Genomic DNA, 12460 nt, shown 5'->3' with positions numbered 1-12460 from the left:
GGCTCTGGGCGGCGATGGGGCCTGAACCAGCAACGGCGGGGATATGGCCGGTGTGAAGTATCCCCGATGTGTCCGGCTTTGCGGGAAAATGTACCGAAGTGTCGGGGTAGGGCGGCGGCGATACAAAGCGATACAAACTGCCGCAGTGGCGAGGAAACGGCTGCGGCCAATGCGACCGCTTGCTGAGGCAGTGCGATTGTATCGGAATGTATCCAGGCGGCCGGAAGCTACATCCGCATTCAAAAAACGGTTGCTTACGACATATCGGGGATACAAGTAGAACGCCTTTTCGCGACCGTGATCCATTCGACAGGAGTGACCGATGTCAGAGCAAATCAACCATCACCGCCGCCGTTTCTTCGGCATGACTGCAATCGCCCTTGCGGCGGTCGAATTCGGCGTGGCCGGCACGGCCGCCGCCCAGTCGTCTGCGACTGCCGCATCGGTGCCAGCTATAAAGCCCGGAACCAACACGTCCTTCGAAGCGCTGAAACAGGTCAAGGCAGGCGTGCTCGACATCGGTTATGCCGAGGCGGGAAAGCCGGATGCCCCGGTCGTATTGCTGCTGCATGGCTGGCCCTATGACATCTATAGTTTCGTCGATGTCGCGCCCCTGCTTGCCGCGGCGGGCAACAGAGTGATTGTGCCTTATCTGCGCGGTTACGGGACGACCCGCTTCCTGGACGATCAGACGCCTCGCAACGGCCAGCCGTCAGCGCTCGCCGCCGACATGATCGCGCTGCTCGATGCGCTGGATATCGAGAAAGCTGTCATTGCCGGATACGACTGGGGCGGGCGGACCGCCAACATCATGGCGGCGCTCTGGCCCGAGCGCTGCAAGGCGATGGTATCTGTAAGCGGCTACCTGATCGGTAGCCAGGAGGCCAACAAGAAGCCGCTTCCGCCGAAAGCCGAACTCGCTTGGTGGTACCAGTTCTATTTCGCCACTGAACGCGGTCGTCAGGGATACGAGAGCAACACCCATGATTTCGCAAAGCTTATCTGGCAAACGGCATCGCCGAAGTGGAACTTCGACGATGCGACGTTCGACAGATCGGCCGCTGCCTTCGACAATCCTGACCACGTCGCGATCGTCATTCACAATTATCGCTGGCGCCTGGGGCTTGTCGAAGGCGAGGCCAAGTACGATGCCTACGAGACGACGCTCGCCGCAACGCCTGTCATTTCGGTGCCGACCATCACCATGGAGGGCGATGCGAACGGTGCGCCGCATCCGCAGCCTTCCGCTTATGCCGGAAAATTCTCCGGCAGATACGAGCATCGCACGATCGGCGGCGGCATCGGCCACAATCTGCCTCAGGAAGCGCCGCAGGCTTTTGCGCAGGCGGTCATAGACGTCGATCGCTTCTGAGAGCGGCGCCGCCGGTCGCAGAGCCTCGTTGCTCCGACCGGCGGAATATGCGTAGCTCCATCAACCGTCTCGACATCGAGGCGGAGGGTGGGGGCCGCTTCTATCGGTAAGGAATAGGGAAATATGGATCATGTCGATCACATCCTGATCGTCGATGACGATCGCGAAATCCGCGAGCTGGTCTCGGGTTATCTGCAGAAGAACGGCCTGCGCACGAGCGTTGCTGCCGACGGACGGCAGATGCGCAGTTTTGTCGAGGCCAATGCCGTCGACCTGATCGTGCTCGATGTGATGATGCCCGGCGATGACGGGCTGGTGCTGTGCCGCGAACTGCGCGCCGGCCGGCACAAGGCGATCCCTATCCTGATGCTGACGGCCCGCACCGACGAGATGGACAGGATCCTCGGGCTGGAAATGGGCGCCGACGACTATCTTCCCAAGCCCTTTGCTGCGCGTGAGCTTCTCGCCCGCATCAAGGCGGTGCTGCGGCGCACGCGGATGCTGCCGCCCAACCTGCAGATCAGCGAAGCTGGACAGTTGCTGACCTTCGGCGACTGGCGGCTCGATACGGTGGCCCGGCACCTTCTCGACAAGGAGGGGACCGCGATTGCGCTGAGTGGCGCCGAATACCGTCTGCTTCGCGTCTTCATCGACCATCCGCAGCGAGTGCTCAATCGTGACCAGCTTTTGAGCCTGACGCAGGGCCGCGACGCCGATCTCTTCGATCGTTCGATCGATCTTCTGGTCAGTCGCCTGCGTCAAAGGCTGGGCGACGATGCGCGCGAACCGACCTATATCAAGACGGTGCGCAGCGAAGGCTATGTGTTTTCGGTTCCGGTCGAAATATCGGAGCCGCGCCAATGAAGGCGGCAATCCCCTTGCGTTCGGGCCTGACGTGGCCGAGCACATTGCGGTCGCGGATCTTCCTGATCCTGCTGATCGGATTGGCCTTGGCCTACGGTCTGTCTTTCAGTGTGCTCTATATGGAGCGGTACATGTCGGCCAAAGCTGTGATGCTCGGCACGCTGGAAAACGATGTGGCAACGTCGATTGCGGTTCTCGATCGGCTTCCGCCCGGCGAACGTGGCGATCTGCTCGACCGGTTGAGCCGCGGCAATTATCGTTTCGAGCTCGGGCCCGGTCTTCCCGGCGTGCCTGACACATCAAGCAAAGGGGCGGAAATCTCGGGAAAGATCGAGGAGGCCATCGGACACCGCTTTCCGATCCGGATCGAACGAATTCCTGGCGATGTGAATCGGCTGCAGGCGCATCTGACGCTGAGCGACGGAAGCCCATTGACGATCGACGTCACGCCAAAGGGCGTCATGCCGATCGCCGCATGGCTGCCCTACGTCTTCGTCGTCCAGATGGTGCTGCTCATCCTCTGCACCTGGTTTGCCGTTCGCCAGGCGATCCGGCCGCTCGGCGAGCTTGCCGCCGCCGCCGATGCTCTTGACCCGAACAAGGACGGCCCGGCTTTGAGTGAGGCGGGCCCGAGCGAGGTCGCGCATGCGGCAAGGGCGTTCAACGCGATGCGGGAGAGGATCGCCCATTACCTCGAAGAGCGCGTCCAGATACTGGCGGCAATCTCGCATGACCTGCAGACACCGATCACCCGCATGCGGCTGCGTGCCGACATGGCGGAGGATTCGCCTGACAAAGACAAGCTGGTGCATGATCTCGGCGAGATCCAGCGCCTCGTTCAGGACGGCATTGCCTATGCACGCAGCGCGCATGGCAATGGCGAGAAGAGCGCCCGCATCGATCTCGCCTCGTTCATCGACAGCATAGCCTACGACTACCAGGATACTGGAAAGGCCGTCACCGTCGTCGGTCTGGTTCAGGGCGCTGCCTTCACCAAGCCGCATGCTCTTCGCCGTATCCTGTCGAACTTCATCGACAATGCGCTGAAGTTTGCCGGTGCTGCCGAGATCAGCGTCGAGCGCAGCGCCGAGAACGATATCGTCATATCAGTCATGGATCGCGGGCCGGGAATTCCGGACGATATGCTGGAAGCCGCCATGCAGCCTTTCTTCCGGCTGGAGCAATCCCGCAACCGGGAGACCGGCGGCACCGGTCTCGGTCTTGCGATCGCCCAGCAACTGACGGCCAAGATTGGCGGGTCGCTCCGGCTCTACAATCGCGCCGGTGGCGGACTGGCCGCGGAAGTCACCATCCGCTGACATTCGGGCGCGCCGCAAAATTTCGAGATGTTTTGTATGCGAAGATGTCCTTGATATCGGATGCTACGCTTTGTGACATTTCGGGCGTTTTCGGAAACATGGCGGATATATCCGTCGGTCAAACCACACTCCGTCAACCCGGCCGCGCACCGCGGCCAGTCGCCTTTAGCGACGCAACAAAGGAGTGTTCCATGACAAAGATCGACAAGGTTCTCTATACCGGCAAGACCCACACGACAGGCGGGCGCGACGGCGCTTCGCACAGCGACGACGGCCAGCTTGATATCAAGCTTTCGCCTGCGGGCAGCAACCGCGGCGGCACCAATCCCGAACAGCTTTTCGCCGCCGGCTGGTCTGCCTGCTTCATCGGCGCGATCGGTTTCGCCGCGGCTAATCAAAAGGTCAAGCTTCCAGCCGATCTTGCCGTCGACACCGAGGTTGATCTCGGAACCGCCGATGGCGGCTATTTCCTGCAAGCCCGCCTCAAGGTCAGCTTGCGGGGGATCGAAGCGGAGGTCGCAAAGGCGCTGATCGACGAAGCCCACCAGACCTGCCCTTACTCGAAGGCCACGCGCGGTAACATCCATGTCGAATTGACGGTTGCCTAACGAGTGGAATTGCCCACCGAAAGCCATTGGCTGCGGTGGTCAGAAAGACAGAGCCGAAATCAAGCGAGACGGGGCCGATCGGGCCTCGCCGATGGAGGATTTGATGAGATTGATGATCATCTGTTTTTTGGGAGCGGTGGTCTTCGCCGCACCCTGCATCTACGACGTAAGCTCGCAGGAGCCTTCGCCGCTTGCGGGCCTCGTGACGGCGGCATCCGCAGCTTCTTCCTCAGGGGAACAGCCGCCGTTTCAGCCGCTTGGATCACCAGGAGAAAGACAGTGAAACTCTATCAGAACGAAATTTCTTCGGCGACGTCGAGAGTCCGTATCGCGCTCGCTCTGAAGGGACTGACGGCAGAAGCGCTGCCGGTTGGCATCCTCGGCGAAGATTCCGAGAGCCGGCAGGCCGGATATCGCAGCGTCAATCCGCAGGGGCTGGTGCCGGCCTTGCTGACGGATAGCGGCGTCCTCATCACCCAGTCGCTGGCGATCGTCGAATATCTCGACGAGATAAAGCCTGAACCGCCGCTATTACCTGACACCGCGGAAGGCCGGGCGCTGGCGCGGTCGATCGCGCTTGCGATAGCAGCCGAGATCCACGCGCTGCTGCCGCCGCGGATCGGTCTGCATCTCGGCAAGGTCTTCCAGGCGGATGCCGATGCCATTACTGCCTGGAATCGTCATTGGGTCGGTGAAGGAATGGCCGCGGTCGAGGCGATGATCGCCGGCCGCCGGCAGGGAGCTTTTGCTTTTGCGGATCAGCCTGGTATTGCCGAGATCTTCCTCTTCCCGCAGGCGATAAGCGCCCGGCGCCTCGGCTTCGATCTCGCCCGCTGGCCCAATATCGCGGAGATCGTCGCCAGACTGGAGGCGATACCGGCTTTCCAGGAGAACGCACCGGCGCCGAGACGATGATCCAATCTATGAAGAATCGGCTGCAAGTGGCTGCGGCCGATTCTCTTCTGGTGTTCTAGTGACGCGCCTCAATGGCCCGTCGGTGCTTTTAGCGGTTGACCCTGGCTTGCAGGTGCGCGGGATAACGATCGCCTTCCACCTTGATCGTGGCCAGCGCGCTTTCGATGCTGGCAAGATCCTCGGCCGTCAGTTCGACCTCGGCGGCCTGGATGTTCTCCTCGAGGCGGTGCAGCTTGGTGGTGCCGGGGATCGGCACGATCCAGGGCTTCTGCGCCAGCAGCCATGCGAGAGCCACTTGGGCGGAGGTAGCCTTCTTGCGGGCGGCGATTTCTCCGAGACGATCTACGAGCGCTTGGTTGGCTTTTCGCGCCTCCTGAGAAAAGCGGGGCACGACGTTGCGGAAATCCTTGCTGTCGAAGGTGGTCGTTTCGCTGATCGCGCCAGTCAGAAAGCCCTTACCGAGCGGGCTGAAGGGCACGAAGCCGATGCCGAGTTCTTCAAGCGTCGGCAGGATTTCCTGCTCTGGTTCGCGCCACCACAGCGAATATTCGCTCTGCAACGCCGCCACCGGCTGGACGGCATGGGCGCGGCGGATCGTCCGGGCGCCCGCTTCCGAGAGGCCGAAATGCCTGACCTTGCCTTCCGCGATCAGCGCCTTGACCGTGCCGGCGACATCCTCGATCGGAACATCGGGATCGACGCGATGCTGGTAAAAGAGATCGATGACATCAGTCTTCAAACGCTTCAGCGCCTGGTCGGCCACCGCGCGGATCTGCTTGGGCCGGCTGTTCATGCCGCTCTGGCCGCCATTGGCATCGAAGTTGAAACCGAATTTCGTGGCGATCACCACCTCGTTGCGGAAGGGGGCGAGCGCCTCTCCCAGAAGCTCTTCGTTCTTATAGGGGCCATAGGCCTCGGCCGTGTCGAAGAAGGTCACGCCGCGTTCAAATGCCCGCCGGATCAGTACGGTCGCTTCCTGAATATCTGTCGCCGGGCCATACCCGTAACTCAGCCCCATGCAGCCGAGACCGACGGCCGAGACTTGAAGTCCGCTCTTTCCAAGTTCACGCTTCTGCATAGAAGTTTCCTTTTCTAACCTTGGTATTGTGTGTCGGTGACATGCTCCATCCAGTCGACGACCTTGCCGTCGAGCTGTTCCTGGATGGCGATATGGGTCACTGCCGTCGTCGGCGCTGCGCCGTGCCAATGTCGTTCACGCGGTGCGAAGCAGACGACGTCGCCGGCGCGGATCTCCTCGACGGGGCACCCCTCGCGCTGCACGCGACCGCAGCCCGATGTGACGATCAACGTCTGGCCGAGCGGATGGGTGTGCCAGGCAGTGCGGGCTCCGGGCTCGAAGGTGACGTTGGCACCAGCCGCACGTGCGGGGCTGGTCACGGCAAACAGCGGGTCGACACGCACGCTGCCGGTAAACCAATCGGCTGGTCCCTTGGCCGAAGGCTGCGAACCGCTTCGCTTGATCTCCATCTTTGTCTTCCTTTTGATGTCGGGCTTTCGATGTCGGGGTGGACATGTCCACTCGAGTGACACGGTATTTAGGGCGTGCGCTTGGTTGCGATTAGATGGTATAAACGGCAAGAACCCATGAGAAAGTTTCATAAATGCCGCGCCCCGCCGTCAACGACCTCATCGCCTTCCTTGCCGTCGCGCGTGCGCAGAGTTTCACCAAGGCGGCGGGCAAGCTCGGTGTGTCGCAATCGGCGCTCAGCCACACCATCCGCGGGCTCGAGGAGCGGCTTGGACTGCGATTGCTGACACGCACGACCCGCAGCGTCGCGCCGACGGAGGCCGGTGAACGCCTGCTCGTCTCCATCGGACCGCGGCTCGACGAGATCGAGAGCGAGCTGGCTGCCTTGAGCGCGTTCCGGGAGAAGCCGGCAGGCACCATCCGCATCAATGCCGGCGAGCATGCGGCCGATGCCGTCCTCTGGCCCGCCTTGGAAAAGCTGCTGCCCGATTATCCTGATATCAATGTCGAGATCATCGTCGACTACGGCCTGACCGACATCGTCGCCGAGCGTTACGATGCTGGGGTGCGGCTTGGCGAACAGGTGGCGAAAGACATGATCGCGGTGCGCATTGGCCCCGACATGCGCATGGCCGTGGTCGGTTCTCCCGCATATTTCGGCACCAGGCCGAAACCACTGACGCCACAGGAGCTTACGGATCACAATTGCATCAATCTGCGCCTACCGACCTATGGCAGCGTTTATGCATGGGAGTTCGAGAAGGATGGGCGCGAACTCAGGGTTCGGGTCGAAGGGCAATTGGTATTCAACAATATAGCGCTGCGGCTGAACGCAGTACTGGCAGGTCTGGGGCTGGCATACATGCCGGAGAACTTGGTCGACGCGCATCTAGCCGATGGACGGCTGGTGCGCGTCCTCGAGGATTGGTGCCTGCCGTTTTCCGGTTACCATCTCTACTATCCGAGCCGCCGGCATACGTCGCCGGCATTTGCTCTGCTCGTCGATGCACTTCGCTATCGACCATAACGCCCACCGTTTCGAGTCGCCCGGACAGGCAGCCACCAGTGACCGGCTCTTGTCGGAAGCGAAATCATGCCTGCCAGTGATTTGACATTCCATCACTCGCCGCTAATTCACACTTGAAATCGAAGGAAACAGTGAATGAATACTGCGGCACCTGCCACGAAAGCTCGGACCGGCGTGTCCGGTTTGGATACAGTTCTGGCGGGGGGCCTTTCGCCGGGCCACGTGTTTCTCCTGGAAGGAAACCCGGGAGCGGGGAAGACGACGATCGCGCTGCAGTTTCTGATCGAAGGTGCACGGCTCGGCGAGCAGGGGCTCTACATAACCCTTTCAGAGACCGAGAGCGAACTCCGAGCCGGGGCCGCATCGCATGGCATGGTGATCGATGGCAATATCGAGATCTTCGAGGTCGTGCCTCCGGAAAGCCTGCTGGATGCCGACCAGCAGCAAAGCCTGCTTTATTCATCAGATCTTGAACTCGGAGAGACGACAAAGGAAATCTTTGCCGCTTTCGAGCGGGTCAAGCCACGTCGCGTGGTTCTCGACAGTCTGTCGGAGATCAGGCTGCTCGCACAAAGCTCACTACGCTACCGCCGGCAGATCCTTGCGCTCAAGCACTATTTTGCCCGGCAGGGCGCGACAGTCCTTCTGCTCGATGATCTGACCTCCGACGTGCTCGACAAGACGGTGCACAGCGTTGTTCACGGCGTGATCCATCTCGAAGAGATGGCGCCGAACTACGGCTCCGAACGCCGACGTCTAAGGGTCATAAAATATCGCGGTCAGGCCTTCCGAGGCGGTTATCACGATTTCATCATCCAGACTGGCGGCGTTATCGTCTTTCCGCGGCTCGTCGCCGCCGAACACAGGTCGAGCTACACCCGCGATCAGATTTCCTGCAATATTGCGGAACTGGACCTTCTTCTGGGAGGTGGCCTCGAGCGAGGTTCCAGCACACTCATCCTTGGTCCTGCCGGCACCGGCAAAAGCACTTTCTCGTTTCAATTCCTGGTGGCTGCGGTCGCGCGCGGCGAGAAAGTGGCGGCCTTCATTTTTGACGAGGAGCTGGGCCTGCTCTTCACGCGGCTGAAGGCGCTCGGAATAGATCTCGAGGCAATGCGGGACGCCGGTCATATCCACATCGAACAGCTCGATGCCGCCGAACTGTCGCCGGGCGAATTTGCCCACCGCGTGCGCAGCTGCGTCGACAAGTCGGATGCGAAAACCGTTATCATCGACAGTATCAATGGTTATCAGGCTTCGATGCCGGATGAGAATTCGCTGATCCTTCATATGCATGAGCTGCTGCAATATTTGAACAGGCAAGGCGCCAACACCTTTCTCACCGTTGCCCAGCACGGGCTGGTCGGTGACATGAAGGCACCTGTCGACGTCACCTATCTCGCAGATACCGTCATTCTGCTGCGTTACTTCGAGGCTGCGGGAAAGGTGCGGCGGGCAGTCTCGGTGATCAAGAAGAGGACCGGCTTTCACGAGGATACCATCCGCGAGTATCGTATCGACGCCTCCGGGTTGAGGTTTGGAGATCCTCTCGTCGGGTTCCAGGGCGTGCTTCGCGGCGTTCCCGAATTTATCGCGACCTCAACGCCGCTCCTAAAGACCGATGGCGGGGATAGCGGCAATTCCTAATTCCGGAAAACCGAAAGCATTGATCTACACCCCCGCCGGTCGCGACGCCTGGGTGGCGAGATCGTTGGTCGATGAAGCCGGATTGGCATCGATTGCTGCCACCGACCTGTCTATGTTCGCGTCATCGCTCAGCGATGACATCGCGCTTGGCGTCTTGACGGAAGAGGCCGTTCGCTCGAGCGATCTCAAGCCGATTGCCGCCTGGGTTTCGGCCCAGCCGAGCTGGTCGGATCTTCCCTTCATCGTACTCACCACACGTGGCGGCGGGCCTGAACGAAATCCGGGCGCTGCAAGGCTTTCCGAGGTTCTTGGTAACGTCACCTTCCTGGAAAGGCCATTCCATGCGACCTCCTTCATCAGCGTTGCCCGGACCGCATTAAAGGGACGCCTGCGCCAATACGAAGCGCAAGCCAGGCTTGAAGCTCTGGGCGAGGGAGAGCGACGGTTGCAGACGGCGCTCGCCGCCGGTCGTCTCGGGGCGTGGGAGCTGGAGCTGTCCTCGATGGCCTTGTCGGCCTCGGCGACCTGCAAGGCAATCTTCGGCCGAGGGCCGGATGACGATGTCACGCGCGACGATCTGATCGCAAGCATCCACCCCGACGACCAGGATCTTGTGCTGGCACGCCTGCGCCAGACGATCGATACCGGACGCGACTATTCGATCGAGCACAGGACGATCTGGCCGGATGGATCACTGCATTGGACCGAGGTCCATGCGCAGCTTTATTCCGACAGATATGGTTCCGCCAGGAAACTTGTCGGTGTCTGTTCCGATACCACCGTCCGAAAGACCATCGAGGAAAATCTGAGACGGCTCAATGAAAACCTCGAAGAGCGCGTGAGGGAACGAACCAAAGAGGTCAACGCCGCTCACCAGACCCTGCTCGAGGAAGTCGCCCAACGTGAAAGAGCCGAGGAGCAGCTTCGCCAATCGCAAAAGATGGAGGCGATCGGCCAACTGACCGGCGGCGTCGCCCACGATTTCAACAATCTGCTGATGGTCGTTCTCGGAAATCTGGAGCTGCTCGGCAAACACGTTGGCGGAGATGCCAAAGCGACGCGTCTGGTCGACGGGGCGATTCAGGGCGCGCGGCGCGGGGCGGCGCTGACGCAGCGGCTGCTGGCTTTTGCCAGACAGCAGGATCTGCAGGTCAAGCCCATCGATCTGGCCGAGCTGGTCTCCGGCATGAACGACCTGTTGCGGCGCTCGGTCGGATCCTCGATCAGCATCGAAACCATCCTGCCGGCGACGCTGCCGCCGGCGCTGATCGACGCGAACCAACTCGAATTGGCGCTGCTCAACCTCGCGGTCAATGCCCGCGATGCGATGCCGGATGGCGGGACCCTGTCCATATCGCTGCGCGAGGAGCAGGTGCCTGGCGATGACGGCGCTCTCGGCGAGGGGGCCTATCTGGTGCTGGCGGTGGCCGACAGTGGCACCGGCATGGATGCGGAGACGCTGAAGAAGGCGGTCGATCCGTTTTTCTCGACCAAGGAACTCGGAAAGGGCACGGGCCTAGGCTTATCGATGATCCACGGACTGGCCGTTCAGCTCAATGGTGCACTTCGTCTGACCAGCGAGCTTGGAGTGGGAACGACCGCCGAGCTGTGGCTTCCGGCGACGGAACGGCGCGCCGAGCGGGCGATCGAAGCGGAATTGCCCGTTCCGCAAGCTGCGTCCAGACTGAAGATAATTCTGGTCGACGACGATGCCTTGATCGCCATGAGTTCGGTCGACATGCTTGAAGATCTAGGCCACGAGGTCGTCGAAGCAAACTCCGGCTCGCAGGCGCTGGAACTGATCAGCAGCGGCCAGCATTTCGACCTTGTCATCACCGACTATTCGATGCCTGGCATGACCGGCGCACAGCTTGCCCAGGCCGCGCGGGACATTTGTCCGGGGTTGCCGATCGTGCTGGCGACAGGTTACGCCGATCTTCCTGCCGGCACCGATATCGATCTTCCGAGATTGGCAAAGCCCTACGATCAGGCTCAGCTCGCCAAGGAAATCGCCAAGGCGATGGCAAGCGAAACGGTTCCGCTTCTGAGGTCCGGCGGCAACGCAGGTGGTTCAAAGCTTCGCCTGTCCAAGGCCAACGATGTCAGCGATGAAATCGGCGATGGCGCCTGTGTCGTTTAGATCGAAGACCGGCAGGGCCGTATCCGTGACTGCATGATCGGCGGCGATGGCGCAGATATGGGGATCGCTCGGCGCCAACGGTTCGCGATTTGCCGCTTCCAGGCGGCGGGCCTCGATCTTCGGGATCGGCTCGCGCTTGTAACCTTCGATCAGCACGAGATCGCAGGGGGCGAGGCGGGCGAGGATCTCTTCGAACTCAGGTTCGGGGGCGCCGCGCAGCTCGTGCATGATGGCGTAGCGGGTGCCGGAGACGATGGTGACCTCGTGGGCGCCGGCCTGGCGATGGCGGTAGCTGTCGGCCCCGACCTTGTCGATGTCGAAATCATGATGGGCGTGCTTGATCGTCGAGATCCTGTAACCGCGGCGGGTGAACTCCGTCACTAGCCGGACGGCGAGACCCGTCTTGCCCGAGTTCTTCCAGCCGGCGATGCCGAAGATTTTCGGTGCAGTCATACGCGAAGGGCCTCCAGCCAGCGTTCCGCCTCGACGAGATCGTCGGGCGTGTTGATGTTGAAGAAGGGATCGAGCAGGCTGGCGCGGGTCGGATGCAGCGGAAACGCCACTTCCGTAACGTCATGCCGCAACAGGAAGTCGCGCACACGGCGCTTCTCGTCGGTGGCGATCCAGGCTTCGAGATCGGCGGCCAGCGTCACCGGCCAGAGCCCGAAGACCGGATGGCTACGGCCTTCGGAGGTGGCAATTGCGATCTGCGACGCGTGCTCGACCGCGGCCGCCAGCCGGGCGACGAGATCGGCCGGGAAGAACGGGCAATCCACCGAGACGGTGACGACATGGGTGATCGAGGGCAGACCGGCGGCATAGACCATGGTGGCATGGATACCGGCCATCGGCCCGGCCTTGCCGGGAAAACGGTCGGGAATGACAGGCACACCCTCGGCGGCGGCATCGGCATTGACGGCAACGTGGAAAGTTTGCTGCGAGAGGCGGGTCAGCACATGGCGGAGCAGGCTCTCGGCCCCAAGCATCACGCCTGCCTTGTCGCGGCCCATGCGCTGCGAACGGCCGCCGGCCAATACGACGCCCGCTATATGAGATTTATCCAACGAGAATTGAGCCAT

13 protein-coding genes are annotated in these 12460 nt (G+C 61.4%); 9 read left to right on the top strand and 4 right to left on the bottom strand.

Features of this window, described 5'->3' with window-relative positions; genetic code table 11:
- Positions 1-322 precede the first annotated feature (322 nt).
- From AC25BC_RS11345 to maiA, 6 genes are all read left to right on the top strand, one after another.
- Positions 323-1372: an alpha/beta fold hydrolase gene (locus AC25BC_RS11345; protein WP_012757753.1), complete on the top strand. Its 1050-nt coding sequence runs from the start codon at positions 323-325 to the stop codon at positions 1370-1372.
- A 123-nt stretch (positions 1373-1495) separates the two neighbouring features.
- Positions 1496-2236 (top strand): response regulator, encoded by a 741-nt coding sequence (locus AC25BC_RS11340; RefSeq protein WP_012757752.1) that lies wholly within the window; start codon positions 1496-1498, stop codon positions 2234-2236.
- Entirely contained in the window at positions 2233-3555 is a 1323-nt protein-coding gene (locus AC25BC_RS11335) for a sensor histidine kinase (protein WP_012757751.1), read from the top strand. Before AC25BC_RS11340 ends, AC25BC_RS11335 begins: the two co-directional genes overlap by 4 nt.
- 191 nt (positions 3556-3746) lie before the next feature.
- Complete coding sequence (locus tag AC25BC_RS11330; protein WP_012757750.1) at positions 3747-4163, top strand: organic hydroperoxide resistance protein; 417 nt, start codon at positions 3747-3749, stop codon at positions 4161-4163.
- 103 nt (positions 4164-4266) lie between these two features.
- Entirely contained in the window at positions 4267-4446 is a 180-nt protein-coding gene (locus tag AC25BC_RS11325) for a hypothetical protein (RefSeq protein WP_080518574.1), read from the top strand.
- Positions 4443-5078, top strand: a complete 636-nt coding sequence (gene maiA / locus AC25BC_RS11320) for a maleylacetoacetate isomerase (RefSeq protein ID WP_012757749.1) — start codon at positions 4443-4445, stop codon at positions 5076-5078. The genes AC25BC_RS11325 and maiA overlap by 4 nt, the downstream gene beginning before the upstream one ends.
- An 88-nt stretch (positions 5079-5166) precedes the next feature.
- Here the strand turns inward: maiA and AC25BC_RS11315 are convergent, their stop codons facing one another.
- Both AC25BC_RS11315 and AC25BC_RS11310 read right to left on the bottom strand, forming a co-directional pair.
- Complete coding sequence (locus AC25BC_RS11315; protein WP_012757748.1) at positions 5167-6156, bottom strand: aldo/keto reductase; 990 nt, start codon at positions 6154-6156, stop codon at positions 5167-5169.
- Positions 6157-6170: 14 nt separating this feature from the next.
- Entirely contained in the window at positions 6171-6566 is a 396-nt protein-coding gene (locus tag AC25BC_RS11310) for a (R)-mandelonitrile lyase (protein ID WP_128438422.1), read from the bottom strand.
- A 134-nt stretch (positions 6567-6700) separates the two neighbouring features.
- On the opposite strand from AC25BC_RS11310, the gene AC25BC_RS11305 reads away from it, so the two are divergent.
- From AC25BC_RS11305 to AC25BC_RS11295, 3 genes are all read left to right on the top strand, one after another.
- Positions 6701-7594 carry a LysR family transcriptional regulator gene (locus AC25BC_RS11305; protein WP_012757746.1) on the top strand — a complete coding sequence of 298 codons (894 nt, stop codon included), beginning with the start codon at positions 6701-6703 and terminating at the stop codon, positions 7592-7594.
- Positions 7595-7729: 135 nt separating this feature from the next.
- The gene (locus tag AC25BC_RS11300) at positions 7730-9241 is read left to right on the top strand and encodes an ATPase domain-containing protein (protein ID WP_012757745.1); all 1512 of its coding nucleotides are present in this window, start codon (positions 7730-7732) and stop codon (positions 9239-9241) included.
- A complete protein-coding gene (locus AC25BC_RS11295; protein ID WP_128438423.1) occupies positions 9216-11381 on the top strand; it encodes a PAS domain-containing hybrid sensor histidine kinase/response regulator in 2166 nt (721 codons plus the stop codon). Before AC25BC_RS11300 ends, AC25BC_RS11295 begins: the two co-directional genes overlap by 26 nt.
- Here the strand turns inward: AC25BC_RS11295 and mobB are convergent.
- Together mobB and mobA are read right to left on the bottom strand one after the other, a co-directional pair.
- Complete coding sequence (mobB, locus tag AC25BC_RS11290; protein ID WP_128438424.1) at positions 11313-11834, bottom strand: molybdopterin-guanine dinucleotide biosynthesis protein B; 522 nt, start codon at positions 11832-11834, stop codon at positions 11313-11315. The two genes, AC25BC_RS11295 and mobB, sit on opposite strands and share 69 nt — an antisense overlap.
- On the bottom strand, positions 11831-12460 hold the full coding sequence (mobA, locus tag AC25BC_RS11285) for a molybdenum cofactor guanylyltransferase MobA (protein ID WP_012757742.1): 630 nt from the start codon (positions 12458-12460) through the stop codon (positions 11831-11833). Before mobA ends, mobB begins: the two co-directional genes overlap by 4 nt.

This window comes from Rhizobium sp. WSM409, from assembly GCF_057653825.1.
Note: the sequence above shows the minus strand (reverse complement) of the source record. Positions and strands in the feature narration are given on the sequence as shown.